We start from the raw sequence: 19,950 nt of genomic DNA, 5'->3' as shown, positions 1-19,950 counted from the left end.
TGCACGCAGGGGGTCAACGGTTCGAATCCGTTATTCTCCACATAAGTTGTCTATAATAGGTAGATAACAAGGAGGCTAAACAGTACTAGTTAGCAGGCTTGGCGACAGGTCGCTAGCAACAGTGTCTTCAACAGGAAGACAGATGTTCTTTGACGTAGGATAACGAGTAAGAAGAAAAAGAAAGAAGCGAGGACTACTTTTAGTGGTTTCTTGTTATGAGCCCTCCTTTCCTTGCGGAAGGAGATAAGGTAAGTAAACAAGGGCACACGGGGGATGCCTAGGCTCTCAGAGGCGAAGAAGGACGTGATAAGCTGCGAAAAGCCGCGGGGATTGGCACATACGAGGTGATCCGCGGGTATCCGAATGGGGCAACCCACCTGTGTGAAGCACAGGGGCGTCTATCTTTAGTGGTAGACGGGCAAACCCGGGGAACTGAAACATCTAAGTACCCGGAGGAACAGAAAATAACAATGATTCCCTAAGTAGTGGCGAGCGAACGGGGACGAGCCCAAACCGGGTTGGTTACGGCCAGCGCGGGGTTGTAGGACCTCAACATCTGATTGTTTGATTTTAGCTGAACGACGTGGGAAAGTCGACCATAGACGGTGAGAGTCCGGTAAGCGAGAGAATCAAGCACGGTAGAGGATTCCTGAGTAGGGGGGGACCGGAGAAATCCCCTCTGAATCCAGCGGCACCATCCGCTAAGGCTACATACTCCTGAGAGACCGATAGTGAACCAGTACCGTGAGGGAAAGGTGAAAAGAACCTCGAATAGAGGAGTGAAAAGAACCTGAAACCGTGTGCTTACAAGCGGTCGGAGCCCTTTTGTGGGGTGACGGCGTGCCTTTTGCATAATGAGCCTACGAGTTACTCCTCCCTGGCAAGGTTAAATGACTCAAGTCATGGAGCCGCAGCGAAAGCGAGTCTGAATAGGGCGCAGAGTCAGGGGGGGTAGACGCGAAACTTTGTGATCTACCCATGACCAGGGTGAAGGTTGGGTAAAACCAACTGGAGGCCCGAACCAGTTTCCGTTGAAAAGGATTTGGATGAGTTGTGGGTAGGGGTGAAAGGCCAATCAAACTGAGAAATAGCTCGTACTCCCCGAAATGTATTTAGGTACAGCGTCGGCGTTGAGTTACGTGGAGGTAGAGCTACCGATTGGACTAGGGGGTGTCAAAGCCTACCGAATCCAGACGAACTCCGAATGCCACGTAATATAGCCGGCAGTGAGGCGTGGGGTGCTAAGGTCCCATGCCGAGAGGGAAAGAACCCAGACCATCCGCTAAGGTCCCTAAATTCGGACTAAGTTGAACAAAGGAGGTCCACTTGCCTTGACAGCCAGGATGTTGGCTTGGAAGCAGCCATTCATTTAAAGAGTGCGTAACAGCTCACTGGTCGAGCGAGAGGGCATCGATAATACGCGGGCATCAAGTCCGGTACCGAAGCGATGGATTTGCATTATATGCAAGTGGTAGGGGAGCATTCTAGCAGCGGTGAAGGTATGCTGTCAGGCGTGCTGGAGCGGCTAGAAAAGCAAATGTAGGCATGAGTAACGATAAGGCGGGTGAGAAACCCGCCCCCGATAGACTAAGGTTTCCTGCTCAACGCTAATCGGAGCAGGGTTAGTCGGGACCTAAGGCTACGCCGAGAGGCTACGTCGATGGACAGCTGGTTGATATTCCAGCACTTACAATGAGAAGTGATGCAGTGACGCAGAAGTGAAAGTACCGCGGGCGGACGGAAGTGCCCGTTGAAGCGCGTAGGTATAGAGACAGTAGGTAAATCCGCTGACTTTGCTGAAACGTGATAGTACCCTACGGCCTCGGCCACGGGGATAGTGTACCTAATCAGACTGCCAAGAAAACCTGCTAAGCGTTTTAATCTTATTGTAACCCGTACCGCAAACCGACACAGGTAGTCAAGGAGAGTATCCTGAGGGGCTCGAGTGAATCACGGCCAAGGAACTCGGCAAAATGGACCTGTAACTTCGGGAGAAGGGTCGCTTCCTTGTCGCAAGACAAGAAGCCGCAGTGAAAAGGCCCAGGCGACTGTTTAACAAAAACACATGACTTTGCGAACGCGTAAGCGGAAGTATAAGGTCTGACACCTGCCCGGTGCCGGAAGGTTAAGAGGGGAACTTAGTCGCAAGGCGAAGGTTTGAATCGAAGCCCCGGTAAACGGCGGCCGTAACTATAACGGTCCTAAGGTAGCGAAATTCCTTGTCGGGTAAGTTCCGACCTGCACGAATGGTGTAACGATCTGGGCGCTGTCTCAGCCGTGAGCTCGGTGAAATTGTAGTCTCGGTGAAGATGCCGAGTACCCGCCACGGGACGGAAAGACCCCGTGCACCTTTACTATAGCTTGACATTGACGCTGGGTAACACATGTGTAGGATAGGTGGGAGGCTACGAGCCGGGGGCGCCAGCTCTCGGGGAGCCAACGTTGAAATACCACCCTTGTGTTACTCGGTGCCTAATCTCCGAGACGGGGAAACAGTGTCTGGTGGGTAGTTTGACTGGGGTGGTCGCCTCCAAAAGAGTATCGGAGGCTTTCAAAGGTCCGCTCAGTACGCTTGGTAACCGTACGCAGAGCGCAATAGCAGAAGCGGGCTTGACTGTGAGGCCTACAAGCCGAGCAGGGTCGAAAGACGGATATAGTGATCCGGTGGTTCCGCATGGAAGGGCCATCGCTCAAAGGATAAAAGGTACGCCGGGGATAACAGGCTGATCTCCCCAAGAGCTCATATCGACGGGGAGGTTTGGCACCTCGATGTCGGCTCGTCACGTCCTGGGGCTGGAGAAGGTCCCAAGGGTTCGGCTGTTCGCCGATTAAAGTGGCACGCGAGCTGGGTTCAGAACGTCGTGAGACAGTTCGGTCCCTATCTGTGGTGGGCGTTAGAGATTTGCGAGGACCTGTCCTTAGTACGAGAGGACCGGGATGGACCAGCCGCTAGTGCACCGGTTGTGGCGCCAGCTGCAGCGCCGGGTAGCTACGCTGGGATGAGATAAGCGCTGAAAGCATCTAAGTGCGAAACTCACCTCAAGATGAGATCTCTCATATACGAAGAGTCGTGGTAGACTACCACGTCGATAGGCTACAGGTGGAAGGTCCGAAATGGCCGAGCCGAGTAGTACTAATGACTCGAACACTTACCTAATACCAGCTCTTTTCTGTGGCTTCTTACTCGTTTTCTACGTCAACGTTTTTTGTTGTGGCCCTGAACCCGCCACGACCGCCAGTAATGGTGGCTTTAGCCCGGGTGTTCACCTCTTCCCATTCCGAACAGAGCAGTTAAGCCCCGGAGCGCCTATGGTACTACCTTCACCGGTGGGAGAGTCGGTCGCCGCCAACCTTACTTTCAGTCCAGCCCCCAGCGTCCCCGATCAGCGGATGCGGGGGCTGTTCGCGTTTAGGAGCAGCCCTGTTTTACCTAGACGAGAAGCCGTCTTTCTCTCCTATGTGAAATAGGAGTGGACTATTTTTAAGTATTATCTTTAGCAATGGCGTTATTATCTCCGTGGTTTTTGATGGGATTACTTGCTGTAGCTATCCCTATTGTTATTCATTTTTTTGAGTTGCGTAGGCCTCAACTCATACATTTTACCAATGTTGGCTTTATTAAGGAGGTAAAACTAGTAACTGCTCGTCAAAGGAAATTAAAGCACTTACTAGTTTTACTGGCTCGGATTGGGTTTATCCTGTTTTTGGTCCTGATGTTCTGTCAGCCATTTATCCCGGCCGCAAAGGAAGACATAAAGGAAGGAGAATCTGTTTCTATACTTGTAGATACTTCACCAAGTATGCAAGCTCAAGGTAGTGATCAATCTTTGTTGGATAGGGCAGTGGAAGAGGCTAGAAATCTTGCTGATGTCTATCCAGCCACAACTCGGTTTCATCTTCCTTCAGCTGGTAATACACTTAGTAAAGCTGCATTTCAGAGTGCTACAGAACAGCTTACTATATCAGGGCAAGCCGGAGGTTTGAGGAGATTATTAGTTAAGAGAGAAAGGTTGGCTAGAGATGGAAGTGGGCAAACTTTCATCTTTTCAGATTTTCAGAAAAATGATTTCTCTTCTGAACTCTTATCTCAACTTGATTCTACGGATAAGATTTTTCTGGTGCCTACAGGTCAGCAAGACATTGTCAAGAATGTATATGTAGATAGCATAGTGCTAGATGATGCATTCGTGCGACGCGGTGCTGATATAATATTGCGAATTCGACTACGTAATGGCGGGCAAGAGGCAGTTGATAATTGTCAGGTCAAGTTATTCATAGGTGATAAGCAAGCAGCGGTATATCGTACAGCCGTTGGGACTGAGAACCCAATAACTACCCCCGTAAGGGTACGCATTGATAGCAATGAATTGCAACGTTGTAGGGTAGAGATCGAGGATTTTCCTGTAACCTTTGATAATACTTACTACTTTACCCTCCAGCCTTCGCCGCAGATCCGTATCGTTGATTTGGCCACGGGTGAACCAGCTACGCAACGCTTGTATGCGAATGAAGTCTTATTCTCATACAGAAAAAGCACTCCACAGACCATAAATTATAGTGAGTTAGCAGGGGCTAATCTTGCTATAGTTCAGCAGCCACGCGTGGATGCTAGCCTGCTCGAAAATATAAAGAGGCTAGTAGATAATGGCGGCTCAGTAGTTATTGTGCCACCCATACTTGCCGCAGGCCGCGCATCTTATATGCAACTGTTCAAAGAGCTAGGAATAGGCTCGGTGCAATGGGAGCCTGTGCCTACTGGCACGCCAGGGTTCAAGGATGTATCTGTTCCAAGTCCTCAGAATCCTTTCTTTAAAGAAGTATTTGCAGCCCGTAATCGACAGACTGTAATGCCAAAAGTGTCGCCTGTATTACGCTGGTCAAGGTCTGAAACAGACATTATGCGGTTAGAAGATGGCGACGGCTATCTAGCCAGCTTCAACAGCGGCAGAGGTACTGTATATTTATTTTCTGCCCCATTTGAGGCGGAATATTCAGACTTTACTAGTCATGCTTTATTTGTGCCAGTGATGTACCGATTGGCAATGGAAAGCTTTCGAAATGACCAAAATCCAGCTTACCGCTTAAATCAACGGACAGTAGTAGTGGCTGTACCAGAAGCAACAGACAATGCCGAGCAAGTATTCAAGCTAACAAAGGATAGTTCAACATTCATTCCTGTGCAGCGACTACAAGCGGGCGCGTTGCGTTTTGATATTCCACCTGGAATGCAAGATGCCGGCTTTTATCAGCTCACGCGTAACGGTCGTACAGTCAAAACCCTGGCATTTAACCTCGATAAGCGAGAATCAGATTTGGCGCGCTTCTCAGCCGATGAACTGCGGAACATGATTGGCAATAACCATCCAAATATTCAGGTTTATGACGCATCTGGGGGGCAAACTGTAGCAGCACAATATCGGGCTGAGCGAATCGGTACACCCTTATGGCAATACTGCTTGTGGGCTGCACTTGCCTGTTTACTGGCCGAAGCGTTGTTACTTCGTTTTATGACCAGACCTAAACTAGCGGAACCAATGGCCGTGGCCGCCCTAAAATCCATCCAATAGTCTTTGCGGCAGGTGTCTACCATCTTGCTTTACCACCTTCCAAATCAAGTGAACTCAGCCTCAGACCCTAATAAACTTACTGTACGCCATGCGCTCCGCTACGGGATTGGAGCTGGATTCATATGTGTTATTTGGGTAATCGTACTTTATCTGACCGACAACAATCCATATGGACCTAAGCGTTTGCTAAGTGTGTTCGTGCCACCATTAGCTGTATTACTCTGCCAATGGGCAGTTCGGCGTTCCTTTTTGCCAGTCGGGCCAGGCTTGCGACGTGTATTATTAGCTGGTATTCTGACGACCGTTCTGTCTGCTGTGACGTCGGCCGCCGGTGTATATGGTTTTGCACGAATCACCGGGCAAGCACCAATTGATCGGCATTTGGCAGAGATGAAAACGCTTCTTGAGGCTAGTAAGGCAGAATTTGTAAAGCAGCCAGGAGGCCAAGAACAATACGACCGAGCCCGTCAAAGCTTAGCTCACACGCCGCAGGCGTTGGCATCTGATGATTTTGAGAAGAAATTGCTGTTTGGATTGCTTTTAAGCTTTCCGGGGGGCGTTTTCTTTAGAAAATAACTGCGTTATTGCCGCTATTATTCATCTTTCTCTCATTTCATAAATGCCATGGCAAATAATTCTACTCCAGTTTCTACTACCTCTGTTGGCTTACGTTATGGCCTTTTGACGGGTATTGTATCTATTATTTACTCCTTTATTCTACTGGCTACCAGTTTGGAGCAAAATACAGCGTTAGGTCTTCTAAGCCTTCTCATCTTAGCTGGGGGTATCTACTTAGCGCACAAATTTTACAAGGAGAATAATGGTGGCTTTATGTCATATGGCCAAGGCCTAGGAATTGGAACGTTGATTAGCTTGATTGCAGGATTACTGGGGGGCATTTTTCGCTATGTGTACACGGAATTTATTGATCCATCTGTAACTCAGCGCGTAATGGATCAAACGCGCGCTAAGATGGAGGAAGCCGGCAATATGAGCGATGCGCAGATAGATCAGGCGATTCAGATGTCCCAACGGTTTTCAAGCGGCCCTGTTGGTATTGTTATAGCAGTTTTAGGATCCGCTTTAATCGGCTTTTTAATTAGCCTTATTATAGCTGCTATTACCAAGCATAATCGTCCCGAATTTGAGTAAGCGTTTGCCTCAACATTTTCCTGTTGAAATATCAGTCGTAATCCCACTGCTCAACGAAGCAGAATCGTTGCCAGAACTGACACGTTGGATTCATCGAGTGCTAGCTCAGCACGGACTCACGTACGAAGTCATTTTGATTGATGACGGTAGTACCGATGATTCGTGGGAGGTAATCGAGGAATTGGCGCAGGCCGATACTCATCTACGCGGCATCCGCTTCAATCGTAATTATGGTAAGTCGGCCGCTCTCAACGTGGGCTTTCGGGCAGCAGTGGGGCGTGTGGTGTGCACCATGGATGCCGACTTGCAGGATTCCCCGGAGGAGTTGCCCGAACTCTATCGTATGATTACGGAAGAGCACTATGACTTGGTGAGTGGCTGGAAGAAGAAGCGTTTCGACCCACTGAGCAAGACCATTCCAACCAAGCTTTTTAACGGCGTTACACGTTGGATATCAGGTATTCAGCTGCACGATTTCAACTGCGGTCTTAAAGCCTACGACCAACGCGTGGTAAAAGGCATTGAGGTGTACGGGGAGATGCATCGCTACATTCCGGTGATTGCCAAATGGAACGGCTTTGCCCGCATCGGGGAGAAGCCGGTACAACATCAGGAGCGGAAGTACGGGGTGACGAAGTTTGGCCTAGAGCGCTTCGTATACGGCTTTCTGGACTTGCTGAGCATCACCTTTGTAAGTCGTTTTCGGCGGCGTCCCATGCACTTTTTTGGCACGATGGGCACGTTGTCATTTCTGCTCGGAATGATCATCACCCTATGGATTGGGGGGCAAAAAGTCTATCTGGCTCTAAACAACTTAAAAGCGCGCGACGTAACCGCACAGCCTTTATTCTTTCTGGCTTTGGTAGCGGTAATTGTAGGTGTTCAATTGTTTTTAGCGGGGTTTCTGGCCGAGATGATTTCTTTGAGCGGCGCCCGTCGGAACGACTACTTAGTAAGGGAGAAACTGAATATTAAATAGCGGAGTAGCCCGTAATCAGCAAGTGTCAAAACATGCTGATTACGGGCTGTTTCTTTTTTCATTTATGCCAAGCTGAAACTATGCGCGTCGTCATTATTGGGCCTGCGTATCCGTTACGGGGTGGATTAGCCACCTACAATGAGCGGTTAGCGCGGGCTTTCCGCGACGCCGGTGACGATGTGCGGCTCGTAACATTTAGCTTACAATATCCTAGCTTTCTGTTTCCGGGGCAAACCCAGTTTAGTACCGAAAAAGCCCCCACGACTTACAAATTGAGGTTAGTATCAATTCTGTGAGTCCAGTATCGTGGTGGCGCGTAGGGAATCGGTTGCGTCGCGAAAAGCCGGAGTTGGTTGTCTTCCGCTTTTGGCTGCCGTTTATGGGCCCGGCGTTGGGCACCATTGCCCGCCTTATTGCCCGCAATCGCCACACGCGTGTAGTAGCCATCACCGACAATGTAATTCCGCACGAAAAACGCCCCGGCGACCGGCCCCTGACGCGCTATTTCCTGTCGGCTTGTCATGGGTTCGTGACGATGTCGCGCTCCGTGCTGGCTGATCTGCGCCGTCTGCATTTCAACCAGCCCGCTCGCTACCAGCCACACCCGCTTTACGATAATTTCGGGCCTTTAAAGCCCAAAATGCAAGCTTTGCAGGCGTTAAATCTTAGCCCGGATTTTCAATACATTCTGTTTTTTGGCTTTATTCGAGCTTATAAAGGCTTGGATCTTTTGCTCGAAGCCTTCGCTGATGCGCGACTTAGCGCCTTACCAGTTAAGCTTCTTATTGCTGGCGAATTTTATGAGCCTGCTGCACCCTACGATGCTTTGATTCAGCAGTATAATTTGGAAGAACGGTTGGTGCGGGCCACCGACTTTATTCCCAATGAGCGCGTCGCTGACTACTTCTGCGCCGCCGATCTGGTTGTTCAGCCGTACAAAAACGCGACTCAAAGCGGCGTATCACAGATCGCCTATCACTTTGAGCGCCCTATGCTGGTCACTGATGTTGGCGGCTTATCGGAGTTGATACCTGACGGCGAGGTGGGCTACGTTACCAAACCGCAGCCAAAAGCTATTGCCGATGCATTGGTTGATTTTTACCAAAACAAGCGGGAGCAGCAGTTTACGGCAGGGGTGCGAGAGCAAAAAAAACAATTTTCCTGGAGTGAGATGGTAACAGCCCTCAAAGCCATGGCAAACTAACTTTGTGGGATCGAAGTGGGCAATGAAGCCTGCACGGCTGCAAAAACCTTAGCGGGGGGCAAATCTTCCATGCAGCTCGTCCCTAACTTACAGGTGCCACGGTAAAAGCAGACACATTGCCGGTCAGGCTGCACAATCTGGCCGCGGCCGTACAGATCGAATTCACGGGGATTGAAGATATTGTTCATCAGGACGGTTGGCTTGCCAAGCGCAATGCTAATGTGCATGGCCATCGTAACCTGAGTCACAACCAGATCCATCTGCTGCATCAAGTTGATAAACTGCTCCAACGGAAACGTGCCCAGATAAGCAGCTCCGGTAACTAGGCGCAGGCGCTGGTTACGTTCGTCTTCCGCAGTGCCACCAAGTAGCACGGTCGTATAGCCAGCTTGTTGAAGTTGAGTGATTAGCTCTATCCAGTGCGTGTCGGACCATAAACGCGTGGTCCAACGGTCGCCACAGCCAGTATTAAGACCAATGCGCGGGCGGCTCGTCGGTAAGGCGTCCCATTGGTATCCTTTATCGTCGTGGTTATCGAAAATGTACTCCTCGCCCCGAAACTCGTAGCCACACAGCTCAAAGATCTCCTGCACATACGGCTTCTGATTTTGTAAGCTCAGCTCATCAAATACACCCGTAAGGAACTTGTGATTAGCCAAGGTATTGCCGGGCCATGGTATGCCATTCGGGAGCAGTGTATAACCAAACTTCTGCACCGCCCGAATAGTATCGTGCAGGGCGCAGGCTTCTTTGTCTTTATCTAAGTTGAATAGCAGCTCAAACTCGCGGGCCTGCAAGTGCAACACCGTGGCTAAGTCCAGCTTCAGAATCTCATCTACGGCGCTGGGGGGCAAAATAGCGGGCGTATGCGTGAGCCAAGTGATTTTAGCCGCCGGATATTCCTGACGAAGTTTGCGCAGCAGAGGCGTAGTCCGAATTACGTCGCCAATGGCACCGAGCTTGATGATAAGAATCCGTTGCTGTGTAGGTGCATATACTGGGCAGCCGGCGCATTGGTAGCCCTGTTCTTTATTAGGGCGACAGGGAATATCACCGCGGAAATGGCGGCAGTCAGGATGAACGAGGATGCCGTTGAGTTCGGGCATTGAGGGCTGGAATTATCTTTTGTTTAATGTGCAAGCTGGCGAATGGAGTTGTCATTGTCACTCTAGGCATATTCGCCAGCAATCAACGGCTGTTAAATACCCACGTAATTCATGGGAGAAATGGCTCGCAGCTCAGCCTTCACTTCTTCGCTTACCGTCAGGGTGTCGATGAACTCCCGAATTGTTTGCTCGGTAATCGGGCCGTGGGTGCGAGTGAGCGCCTTGAGCGCGTTGTAAGGATCGGGGTAATTCTCGCGGCGCAAAATGGTTTGGATAGCCTCCGCTACCACGGGCCAGTTGGCATCAAGGTCGCGGCGGAGGGCTTCTTCATCGAGGGCCAACTTACTTATACCGCGTTGTAAGGAGTTCAGTGCCAATAGTGTGTGGCCAAGTGGCACGCCCAGATTACGCAGTACCGTGGAGTCGGTGAGGTCGCGCTGAAGGCGGGAGATAGGCAGCTTGGCAGCCAAATGCTCCAGCAAAGCGTTGGCTACTCCCAAGTTGCCTTCCGCATTCTCAAAATCAATAGGGTTGACCTTGTGCGGCATGGCCGACGAGCCCACTTCGCCGGCCTTGATGGTCTGACGGAAATACCCCAGCGAAATATATTGCCACACGTCGCGAGCGAAGTCAATCAGAATGGTATTCAGCCGCTTTAAGCCGTCGCAGGTAGCGGCCAAGTGGTCGTAATGCTCAATCTGAGTGGTCGGGTGGCTTCGATGCAGGCCTAAGGTGTTATTTACAAATTGGTTAGCAAACTCCTTCCAATCTACCAGGGGGTAGGCGACATGATGCGCATTAAAGTTGCCAGTGGCTCCTCCGAACTTAGCGCCGAACGGAACCTGAGCTAGCAGATCCAACTGTGCTGCTAGGCGGGCGGCGAATACCTCGATTTCTTTACCCAGGCGGGTTGGGGAAGCCGGCTGCCCATGCGTGCGGGCAAGCATCGGAATTGCCCCCCAGGTTTGGGAAAGCGCCTGCAAATGCTGTTGCAAGCCAACGTATTGTGGCAATATTATTTCCGTCAGTGCCTCGCGCAAGCTGAGAGGAATAGCCGTGTTATTGATGTCCTGAGAAGTGAGGCCAAAGTGAATAAACTCCAGATAATCGTTTAACCCTAGTGAGGAGAATTGATCGCGCAGGAAATACTCAACGGCTTTCACGTCGTGGTTCGTCACGCGCTCATGAGCTTTCACCGCTTCCGCATCCCTGATGGAGAAATTTTTATAAACTTCTCTTAATGAAGCAAATATATTAGAATCGATGCTGGATAATTGGGGTAGAGGCAGCTCGCAGAGCGCAATAAAGTATTCTACTTCCACCCGCACCCGGTAACGAATCAGCGCCAGCTCGGAGAAATAAGTGGCTAATGGAGCCGTCTGGCGATGGTAGCGGCCATCGAGGGGAGAGAGGGCAGTGAGCGGAGAAAGTGTAGTGTCAGGGGCAGACATGAGGGGCAGAAAAAGTCAGAAGGACCAAAGGTAGCGAATGCGCTCACGCTACCATAAACGCCGCGTTCGGCTTTTCGCTACCTTTGTGGCTCGTGCGGCCGTGGGTTCGGCGCGAATTTCGCAGAGCCTGGTCGCGATATCCTCTCCCTGATTATTCGCGTGACTCCTGCTACTAAGAAAAAAATCGCCCTTGGCTTCGGCATCCTTGTGCTGCTGTTGGCCGGCGCCGTTGGCGTATTCTTCCTGAAGCGCCAACAACTTCTGGACTATGCTCTCGCTCAGGTCAAAACGCGGGTAGAGCGAAAATATCCTGTGCAGCTGACCCTTGGACCGGCTAAGTTCACTGACTTCAACACGGTGCGTGTTGACGGCGTTTCTCTGGTGCCTACGGGCAAGGATACGTTGCTGCGGGCCCGTAGTATCAATGCTTCTCTCAGTGCCCGCTCCTTATTCGCGGGGCGGCCGGTGTTCAGCAATTTGCAGATCGATAATGCCCGACTAACGGCCCTTAAAACGGCTGCTACCGATAATTTCTCTTTCCTCTATAAAAAGAAAAGCCGACCGACTGCCGTAGTGCGTGATACTACGCAGGGCACCAATTATGGCCTGCTACTGAATCAACTCATCGAGGCCGGATTCGATAATATCCCCGCTGAGGCTGATTTTAAGAACTTTCTCGTCACCTACCGCAGCCCAGGCCATGCGGCGACCATTGATATGCCCAGCCTGACCATTGAAGATGGTAATATTGCGGGGCAACTAACCGCAACTATCGATTCCGTTGAGAATCGGGTAGGCATTCAGGGGCGGGTTGAACCCCGCGACTACGTGGTGCAGGCCAAGGTATATGGCTTAAATAAGCGCCCGGTAGTATTCCCTTACTTACAGCAGCGCTATAAAGCGCGCGTACAGTTTGATACGCTACGCTTTAGCCTGACCGATAAGGAACTAGACGACGATGAGCTGACGCTACGCGGTACAGCAGCAGCCAGCAACTTTGCTGTTTATCAGGCCAAGCTTGCTGATCGGGATATCGTGGTGCGCAGTGGAGTTATGGATTTTGTGGCTACGCTGGGCCAGGGGGCTTTTTCGCTGGATGAGGGCACAAAGGTGACGCTGAACAAGATGGTGTTTTACCCCGCCATTAGTTTGCGCAAGCTGCCGGTTCAGCAGCGGCGTATCGGTAAAAAGCTGAATGGGCTTACTTCTCGTAAAGACTTGCTGGCTGGCTTGCAGTTCAAAGCGGATATCAAGTCAACGGAAACGACAGCTAATGACTTTTTCGCTTCGTTGCCGGAAGGCATGTTTGAAACCTTGGAAGGAACGAAGGGCGAGGGCACGCTTACGTACAGCCTGAAGGCAGCTTTGGACATGAACCAGCTCGATAGCCTGACGTTCAATTCAACACTGCGCAGCAAAAACTTCCGCGTTACGCGCTGGGGCAATGAAGATTTGAGTAAGCTGAATCAAGCCTTTGCTTATACCGCTTATAACGACAAGGGCGACTCTATTCGCACCTTCAAAGTAGGGCCTCCTAACCGGGATTTTACGCCTTTCAACCGAATTTCTAATCACCTCAAAAACGCCATCCTGACGGCCGAAGACCCTCGCTTCTTCACGCATAGAGGATTCATGGAAAAGGCGTTTGTGAAGTCAGCTATTCAGAATATCAAAGAGAAGCGCTTCGCACGTGGTGGCAGCACTATCTCGATGCAGCTAGTCAAAAACGTGTTTCTGACGCGTAAGAAAACTCTGGCTCGGAAAGCAGAAGAGACGCTGATTGTGTGGATTATTGAAAATACGCGTGTTGCGTCGAAGGAACGCATGTTTGAAGTGTATCTCAACATTATTGAGTGGGGACCTAAAGTGTATGGGGTAACAGATGCAGCCCGCTTCTACTTTGATAAATCACCCAGCGAGTTGAATTTATCCGAAAGCCTGTACCTAGCCAGCATTGTGCCCAAGCCTAAGTTCTACCGTTACTCCTTCGATAGCTACGGTAACCTGCGCGGCAGTGCGCGGTATTTTTACCGACTTATTGCTGGTATTATGGCCAAGCGGGGTATGATCTCCCAAAGTGCCTATGATGATCTGTCGTTGGGTGTGGCGCTCAATGGCCCGGCGCGCAAGTACATTGTGACGGCCGTGGATACCGTACGCGCCTTCGCCCCTGCCGACTCCGCGCAGTTTGAGCCTCTGAATCTGATTGATTTGCTTGGGGGCAATACAACCCCTGATGCGGGCGTAAATACCACTCCGCCTGATCAAGATGATAACAACAACCCTACTCCAAATCCGCAACAGCCATAAGTACATTGTTGCCCGTGATTCAGGAAAATACAGCCACAAAAAAGCCCCCAGAAGTATTTTGGGGGCTTTTTTGTGGTCGATCAATTACTTGTGCAGTGGGAGTGTGTCTTCCTTTTCCTTCTTGGGCAACACTAGAGATAGAATAACCGATATCACCAGAATGAAGCCTACCACTCCCAAAGAAATGGCCATGGGAATATGGAGGTAATCAGTAATTAAGAGTTTGAAACCGATAAATATCAGGATCAGGGATAAGCCGTAGTGCAGGTAGTGGAAAAGTCGCATAAGCCCTTCCAAAGCAAAGTACAAAGCTCGCAGACCAAGCAGTGCAAACACATTGGAAGTGTACACGATAAACGTGTCGCGAGAAACGGCGAGAATGGCGGGGATAGAATCGGCAGCAAATACGACGTCTGTTGTTTCGACCATTACTAGTACCACAAACAGAGGAGTAGCGAAGAGCAGATTTTCCTTGCGCACAAAGAAGCGCCCATCCTCTATTTTGCTGGTAATGGGCATGTAGCGGCTCAAGAACTTGACCACGGGATTATTATCCGGATCAATTTCGGGCTCACTACCGCTGGTGGCCATCTTAATGCCGGTGTAAATCAGGAACGCGCCCAAGACATACAGTAAGAAGTGGAACTTGGCCAGTAAAGCCGCGCCTACCAGAATAAAGACTGCCCGCAGCACTAAGGCTCCAATAATTCCCCAAAAGAGGATTTTGTGCTGGTATTGCTGGGGAACCTTGAAGTAACTGAAAATGAGTAGGAACACGAATAAATTGTCCACACTCAGAGACTTCTCAATCAGGTAGCCGGTCAAGAATTCCAGTCCGGCCTGCTCCCCCATCGTGCGATACACGAGGTAATTGAACGTGAGGGAAAGGGCAATCCAGAATGCGCTCCAACCCAGGGCTTCGCGCATTTTTACCACATGGGCCTTGCGGTTGAACACCAGCAAATCCAGCATTAGCATTGCTAATACAAAGACGTTGAAGCCAACCCAAAAGGCGGGGGTATTTTCCATTCGTTGTTAGTAGGTAGATACTGGACCGCGGCCCGGCAGCAACTCCGCCGTAGGTGCCTTACCTGGTTTGGCGGGCCGGGGTTGCGGTCGGAACCGAAATAGCATTGGAACTAGCTGCTGAATTCCGGTCGAAGCGACGAAACCAGCTGGCTACTTTCATCTGCACGACTCCGAAAAAAGCTTCTTTAAAAATACCCTTCGACATCTTGGAAGTGCCACGGGTACGGTCGGTGAAGATGATCGGAACTTCTTTTATGCGGAAACCATACTTGTAAGCTAGCCATTTCATCTCAATCTGGAAGGCGTAACCCACGAAGCGAATACGGTCGAGCTCAATAGTGCGCAGTACCTCCGCCGAATAGCATTTAAAGCCCGCCGTAGCATCGGCGATAGGCATACCCGTAATGAAGCGAACGTAGGCGGAGGCAAACCACGACATCAATACCCTATCCATGGGCCAGTTGACGACGTTTACCCCCTGACAGTAGCGGCTACCGATGGCCATGTCATAGCCTTCCACGGTGCAGGCTTCATATAAGCGCTGAAGGTCGTCGGGGTTATGCGAGAAGTCGGCGTCCATCTCAAAAATGTAGCTGTAGCCGTGTTGCAGAGCCCACCCGAAGCCATGAATATAGGCCGTGCCTAAGCCGAGCTTACCGCGCCGTTCTTCCAAAAACAAGCGACCCGGAAACTCATTTTGCAATTCACGTACAACCTGAGCGGTACCGTCAGGCGAGCCATCGTCGATGACAAGCACGTCGAAAGCTTTAGGTAGCGAGAATACTTTACGGATAATCAATTCCGCGTTTTCGCGCTCGTTGTACGTCGGAATTAGGACCAGCCCATCATTCATTGGATCAAAGATAGAAATATAGGCACTCAAGCTGCACTATCAGCGATTTTTTCTGCCATTTGGCGCGCATAGCGTACACAATCGGGTACACCAACTCCAGCCCGCCAATTAGCCACAGACTCTATTCCCTGCGCCGCCAGTTCATCGGCAGCAGCGTGCGCCGCTATAATGCGTGTATCAAATTGCGGAATAGCCTTCGCCCAATAATATTGATGTTGCCACAGTGGAGCACTCTTGATTCCGTAGAAACGACTTAATTCCTTATGTACAGCCGCCTTTTGCTCCTCGGCAGCCTGATCAGCTTGTGCTGCGTATTGACTCCCGCCCACGAAGGTGGTGAACAGCACTTGATCGGTGGGAGCGCGGTCGGGAAAGATGGAGGTGGTCCAGATACTGCCGGCTGCGTAGGGCTGCTCTACCTTTGGGTGGAGGGCCCCAAAGCCATCCAGCGGGTGAGTGACATCGGTACGGCGGTAAGCGGTGAATACGGCGGCCATGGGCGGATAATTCACAGCTGCTAAGGCAAAAGCTGCTTCCGGAAAAAGCGATTTAAGTAGTGGGGCAGCGGCGTAGGCAGGTAGGGCCAGGGCGACGACATCATAGGACGCATCTGAAAAAGCCCCCCGAGCCGTCTGAACCTGGTAGTTGCCCGCCGTATCACGCGTCAGGCCCGTAACGAGCTGGCCGGTGTGGCGGTGGGTAAGCTGATTGGTAAGGGCTGTGGCCAGCGTTTGGAGGCCGCCACGCAGGGAAAAAATTTTGCGCCGCCCACCCGCGCCGCCCGATTTGGCTAGGCCACGCAGCACGGAGCCATGCGTTTGCTCCAGCGCGGCTAGTTTCGGGAAGGTCTTGTGCAGAAGGAGCTGTTCCGGGTCGCCAGCATAAATACCCGAGATAAATGGATTGAGCGCGTAATCGACGATTTCGGAGCCAAAGCGCCGCCGGAAAAAGCCCCCCAGTGTTTCCTGCGCATCCGGCAGCACAGCAGGACGGGCCAATTCGCGCAGTATATTCAGTTTGGCTTTGAAGCTAAAAAAACTACTGGTAAGCAACGCTGGCGGCGAGGCAGGCAAGCGATGGTAGCGGCCATTGCGCAGGATGTAACGGTTGGCGCTGACGGCGGCCGTTTCCTGAATTTCGCTGGTAAGGTTCAAGTCGGCGAGTAGGTCGCGCAACTCGTCGCTGAGCTGAAGGGAGTTGGGGCCGGTTTCGAGCAGATAGCCATCCCGGCGCTCGGTGCGCAAATTGCCCCCCAGCGTATCATTAGCCTCAAATAGATCGTAAGCGACGCCAGCTTTTTGCAGATAAAAAGCGAGTGTAAGCCCCGAAATGCCTCCTCCCAGAATAGCGACTTTCATAGTCAGCGAAAAGTAAGTGCCACTAAGTTGTGTGGGATGAATAGCGGCCCACAAGTGACACTCTTACCAACACAACCTACGGCTAATAAATGCCTTTTATCAGCAGTGGCATCAAAGGTAAGGCCGCTAATTTGCCCCCCAGCCAGAATCAGTAGCTTTATGCCAATGAATAACCCACAAACTGAGCATTCCTCTCGCGCTAAAGCCATCTTTCTGGACCGTGATGGCGTTTTGAATAAAGAAATTGGCGAATACGTGTGGCGCCCAGCCGACTTCGAGATACTGGAAGGTGTGCCCGCAAGCCTAGCTCGTCTGAAAGCAGCCGGTTATTATCTAATTGTAGTGACCAACCAGGCCGGCATTGCCAAAGGCCTGTACACGGCTGCTGAGGTAAAGGCCTGCCACATTAAGCTACAGGCAGCCTGCGATGATGCACTGGACGCGCTTTACTTCGCGCCGGGTCATCCTTCGGTAAGTGAGTCGCTGTTGCGCAAACCGGATTCGTTGATGATAGAGAAAGGTATTGCCCGCTTTCAACTCGATCCGGCTCAGTGCTGGATAATCGGCGACCGGCTTCGCGACCTGGAAGCCGGCGCACGCGCCGGCGTACGTGGCATTCTGATTGGCGATACAACTATTCACCCCAACCTTATGCAAGCCAATGATTTAGTAGGTGCTACCGACTTGATTCTGGATAGTAACTAAATAACTGCTTACCTCTCTACACGCACCAAAGCCGGCCTCCCCTGAAGGAAAGCCGGCTTTGGTGCGTGTAGCAAAACCTTTGGCAACCTACTGCCGCGCGGCCGAAGTTTGTTCTGCGCTAGCCGTAATGGAAGACGAAACCTGGGTAGCAGGCTTGGTAGTGGAATAAGCCGGGCACTTAGTGCGGCACGAGCCCAGGCCGGCCAGTCCGACAACGGCTACTAGAAGCAGTTTTTTCATGATAAAATACAAGTTGAGAGGAAATTCGGACGCTTATACTCTATTCCTCAAATGTTATGCCCGATAACGCTTAGTCGCGATTTAAATTATCTGTGAAGCTGCGAATAATCCAGAGCTTATGCGAAACCAATGCATCAGCTTATGTTTTAGTCTCTAATATACTTGGGTCTTCCCTAATGTTCAAGTGCTCGTAGCGTTACGAACAATTTTCTCAGCATAGTAGCAGCTGAGACCTGTTCGGGCCAACTAAAAGTATTTCCTCTAAGCAAAAAAGCCCCCCACATGGAATGTGGGGGGCTTTTTTGCTTGTATTAAAGGGCCTTTCAACGGCAGCTGCATTAAGAAACGGCTGGTCTACTGCTGATAGCCCAGAATCCGCATCATACTGTCGCTGTTCTGCTCTGGGGCAAACTCCCAATCAAGGAGCGTTCCGTCTTCAGCGCGGTCGAGGATGACGTGCTTAGGAGCCGGAATCAAGCAGTGTTTAACGCCGCCATATCCAGAAAGGCTTTCCTGATACGCGCCGGTATGGAAAAATCCAACGTACTGCGGCTCCACCGTTTCTTGATTCTTGGTGCGCAACTCGGGCAGAAAGACCTGATAAATGTGCTTCTCGGCGTTATAGTAGTCTTGCGAGTCGCAGGTAAGACCGCCCAGTTGAATCTTGTTGTAGCGCTTCTCCCAGCCATTCAGGGCCAGCATAATAAAGCGCTGATTCAGGGCCCAAGTGTCGGGAAGATTGGTGATGAACGAGCCGTCAATCATGTACCACAACTCCTTGTCGTTCTGAAGCTTCTCGCCCAGAATAGAGTAGAGCGTCATGCCACTCTCACCGACGGTGAAAATGCCAAACTCGGTGAAAATATGAGGTTCTGGTACACCTTCTTCCGCACAGATACGCTGAATAGTGCGCAGAATTTCTTCTACCATGTACTGATAATCGTACTCCGGCTGGATGCTGGTTTGGATAGGCAGTCCGCCGCCGATATCGATGGTAGTAAGGGTGGGACAAACCTTCCGCAACTCACAGTACTTATGCACAAAACGGCTTAGCTCCGACCAATAGTAGCTGGTGTCTTTGATGCCCGTATTAATGAAGTAGTGCAGCATTTTGAGCTCGAAGCGCGGGTCATCCTTGATCTTCTGCTCATACAGCGGAATCGCATCGGCGTAGCGAACACCCAGGCGGGAGGTGTAGAACTGGAAACGTGGCTCTTCGTCGGAGGCCAAGCGCATGCCGACGCTGCATTTCTCGCGGACGTGGTCGTGGTAGTAATCAATTTCGCCCAGGTTATCGAGAATGGGCATACAGTTCACGAAGCCGTCGTTGATCAGGTCGGAAATATCGCGCTTGTACTCCTCGCGCTTATAGCCGTTGCAAATCACATACGTGTCTTTTGTGAGCTTGCCTTTCGCGTACATAGCCCGCACAATATTGATATCGAACCAAGATGAAGTCTCGATATGAATGTCGTTTTTGAGCGCCTCCTCAACAATGAAGCTGAAGTGCGACGATTTCGTGCAGTAGCTATAAGTGTACGTGCCGTTATAGCCTATTTTCTCGATTGCGTCAGCAAACCATGTCTTGGCACGCTGAATCTGAGAGCTGATTTTGGGCAAGTACGTGAGGCGCAGCGGCGTACCATGTTTGCGCACGATTTCCATGAGCGGGATATCATGGAAGCGTAGTTCGTTATTCTGAACAGTAAAATCGGCCGTGGGAAAATCGAAGGTTTGGGAAATCAGGTCGTGGTAGGTATCCATTAGGGGAAATGAAAGGGCTAAATGGGTAGAATTTTGGGGCGAAAAGGGTAATAAAGTGGGTGGGCGGTAATCCACTCGTCATCATTTCCGCCAGTTAACAACAGATTGGCCTTTTGCGGGCTTTTCCGCACCTTTGTAGGCCGACAAAGATAGGCGGTAGGTGGGTACTCCGATGCGGGGCGCCCAGGGCGAGAGCGGTGAGACGTGGTCCTGCTCTCTGGTATTCGGCCAA

Annotated in this window: 15 protein-coding genes, 1 tRNA gene and 2 rRNA genes (1 of these 18 only partly in view); 11 read left to right on the top strand and 7 right to left on the bottom strand. The window is 51.0% G+C overall.

The features are described from left to right. From G7064_RS06375 to G7064_RS06340, 9 genes are all read left to right on the top strand, one after another. A tRNA-Ala gene (locus G7064_RS06375) sits at window positions 1-40 on the top strand (it extends 34 nt beyond the left edge of the window). Window positions 41-246: 206 nt separating this feature from the next. Continuing rightward, window positions 247-3,157, top strand: a 23S ribosomal RNA gene (locus G7064_RS06370). An 83-nt stretch (window positions 3,158-3,240) separates the two neighbouring features. Beyond that, window positions 3,241-3,352: ribosomal RNA gene (rrf, locus tag G7064_RS06365) — 5S ribosomal RNA — on the top strand. A 148-nt stretch (window positions 3,353-3,500) separates the two neighbouring features. Further along, on the top strand, window positions 3,501-5,567 hold the full coding sequence (locus G7064_RS06360) for a BatA domain-containing protein (RefSeq protein ID WP_166072933.1): 2,067 nt from the start codon (window positions 3,501-3,503) through the stop codon (window positions 5,565-5,567). Between the two features lie 12 nt (window positions 5,568-5,579). Then, a complete protein-coding gene (locus tag G7064_RS06355) occupies window positions 5,580-6,143 on the top strand; it encodes a DUF4199 domain-containing protein (RefSeq protein ID WP_166072932.1) in 564 nt (187 codons plus the stop codon). A gap of 48 nt (window positions 6,144-6,191) precedes the next feature. After that, a complete protein-coding gene (locus tag G7064_RS06350) occupies window positions 6,192-6,719 on the top strand; it encodes a DUF4199 domain-containing protein (RefSeq protein WP_166072931.1) in 528 nt (175 codons plus the stop codon). After that, entirely contained in the window at window positions 6,712-7,698 is a 987-nt protein-coding gene (locus G7064_RS06345; protein ID WP_133272079.1) for a glycosyltransferase family 2 protein, read from the top strand. The genes G7064_RS06350 and G7064_RS06345 overlap by 8 nt, the downstream gene beginning before the upstream one ends. A gap of 80 nt (window positions 7,699-7,778) precedes the next feature. Beyond that, on the top strand, window positions 7,779-7,994 hold the full coding sequence (locus G7064_RS22280; RefSeq protein ID WP_240935777.1) for a hypothetical protein: 216 nt from the start codon (window positions 7,779-7,781) through the stop codon (window positions 7,992-7,994). Next, on the top strand, window positions 7,991-8,902 hold the full coding sequence (locus G7064_RS06340; protein WP_240935776.1) for a glycosyltransferase: 912 nt from the start codon (window positions 7,991-7,993) through the stop codon (window positions 8,900-8,902). Before G7064_RS22280 ends, G7064_RS06340 begins: the two co-directional genes overlap by 4 nt. Here the strand turns inward: G7064_RS06340 and G7064_RS06335 are convergent. Both G7064_RS06335 and purB read right to left on the bottom strand, forming a co-directional pair. Beyond that, window positions 8,899-10,008 (bottom strand): glycosyltransferase family 9 protein, encoded by a 1,110-nt coding sequence (locus G7064_RS06335; RefSeq protein ID WP_166072930.1) that lies wholly within the window; start codon window positions 10,006-10,008, stop codon window positions 8,899-8,901. The genes G7064_RS06340 and G7064_RS06335 overlap by 4 nt on opposite strands. Window positions 10,009-10,100: 92 nt before the next feature. Continuing rightward, window positions 10,101-11,459, bottom strand: a complete 1,359-nt coding sequence (purB, locus tag G7064_RS06330) for an adenylosuccinate lyase (protein ID WP_166072929.1) — start codon at window positions 11,457-11,459, stop codon at window positions 10,101-10,103. Window positions 11,460-11,618: 159 nt separating this feature from the next. Here purB and G7064_RS06325 point away from each other — a divergent pair, with 159 nt between their 5' ends. After that, window positions 11,619-13,769, top strand: a complete 2,151-nt coding sequence (locus tag G7064_RS06325) for a transglycosylase domain-containing protein (protein WP_166072928.1) — start codon at window positions 11,619-11,621, stop codon at window positions 13,767-13,769. Window positions 13,770-13,853: 84 nt separating this feature from the next. On the opposite strand, the gene G7064_RS06320 is transcribed toward G7064_RS06325, so the two are convergent. From G7064_RS06320 to hemG, 3 genes are read right to left on the bottom strand one after another with little or no spacing between them, the layout of a single operon-like run. Then, window positions 13,854-14,798 (bottom strand): TerC family protein, encoded by a 945-nt coding sequence (locus tag G7064_RS06320; RefSeq protein ID WP_166072926.1) that lies wholly within the window; start codon window positions 14,796-14,798, stop codon window positions 13,854-13,856. A gap of 58 nt (window positions 14,799-14,856) precedes the next feature. Beyond that, a complete protein-coding gene (locus G7064_RS06315; RefSeq protein WP_166072925.1) occupies window positions 14,857-15,651 on the bottom strand; it encodes a polyprenol monophosphomannose synthase in 795 nt (264 codons plus the stop codon). Between the two features lie 26 nt (window positions 15,652-15,677). After that, entirely contained in the window at window positions 15,678-17,009 is a 1,332-nt protein-coding gene (gene hemG / locus G7064_RS06310) for a protoporphyrinogen oxidase (RefSeq protein WP_166072924.1), read from the bottom strand. 165 nt (window positions 17,010-17,174) lie between these two features. Here hemG and G7064_RS06305 point away from each other — a divergent pair, with 165 nt between their 5' ends. Then, window positions 17,175-17,714, top strand: coding sequence for a D-glycero-alpha-D-manno-heptose-1,7-bisphosphate 7-phosphatase (locus G7064_RS06305; protein WP_166072923.1), 540 nt, complete (start codon window positions 17,175-17,177; stop codon window positions 17,712-17,714). 87 nt (window positions 17,715-17,801) lie between these two features. Here G7064_RS06305 and G7064_RS06300 read toward each other — a convergent pair whose 3' ends face one another. Further along, window positions 17,802-17,954 (bottom strand): hypothetical protein, encoded by a 153-nt coding sequence (locus G7064_RS06300; protein WP_165963497.1) that lies wholly within the window; start codon window positions 17,952-17,954, stop codon window positions 17,802-17,804. 354 nt (window positions 17,955-18,308) lie between these two features. Continuing rightward, entirely contained in the window at window positions 18,309-19,718 is a 1,410-nt protein-coding gene (locus G7064_RS06295) for an arginine decarboxylase (RefSeq protein ID WP_133272087.1), read from the bottom strand. Window positions 19,719-19,950 lie beyond the last annotated feature (232 nt).

Origin of the sequence: Hymenobacter sp. HDW8, assembly GCF_011305775.1 — a bacterium.
Taxonomy (GTDB): Bacteria; Bacteroidota; Bacteroidia; order Cytophagales; family Hymenobacteraceae; genus Hymenobacter; species Hymenobacter radiodurans.
Note: the sequence above shows the minus strand (reverse complement) of the source record. Positions and strands in the feature narration are given on the sequence as shown.

Bases quoted from the DNA above. Each gene is read 5' to 3' on its own strand.
- G7064_RS06360 (WP_166072933.1), top strand. From the start codon at position 3,501: ATGGCGTTATTATCTCCGTGGTTTTTGATGGGATTACTTGCTGTAGCT.
- G7064_RS06350 (WP_166072931.1), top strand. From the start codon at position 6,192: ATGGCAAATAATTCTACTCCAGTTTCTACTACCTCTGTTGGCTTACGT.
- G7064_RS22280 (WP_240935777.1), top strand. From the start codon at position 7,779: ATGCGCGTCGTCATTATTGGGCCTGCGTATCCGTTACGGGGTGGATTA.
- G7064_RS06335 (WP_166072930.1), bottom strand. From the start codon at position 10,008: ATGCCCGAACTCAACGGCATCCTCGTTCATCCTGACTGCCGCCATTTC.
- purB (WP_166072929.1), bottom strand. From the start codon at position 11,459: ATGTCTGCCCCTGACACTACACTTTCTCCGCTCACTGCCCTCTCTCCC.
- G7064_RS06320 (WP_166072926.1), bottom strand. From the start codon at position 14,798: ATGGAAAATACCCCCGCCTTTTGGGTTGGCTTCAACGTCTTTGTATTA.
- G7064_RS06315 (WP_166072925.1), bottom strand. From the start codon at position 15,651: ATGAATGATGGGCTGGTCCTAATTCCGACGTACAACGAGCGCGAAAAC.
- hemG (WP_166072924.1), bottom strand. From the start codon at position 17,009: ATGAAAGTCGCTATTCTGGGAGGAGGCATTTCGGGGCTTACACTCGCT.
- G7064_RS06305 (WP_166072923.1), top strand. From the start codon at position 17,175: ATGAATAACCCACAAACTGAGCATTCCTCTCGCGCTAAAGCCATCTTT.
- G7064_RS06300 (WP_165963497.1), bottom strand. From the start codon at position 17,954: ATGAAAAAACTGCTTCTAGTAGCCGTTGTCGGACTGGCCGGCCTGGGC.
- G7064_RS06295 (WP_133272087.1), bottom strand. From the start codon at position 19,718: ATGGATACCTACCACGACCTGATTTCCCAAACCTTCGATTTTCCCACG.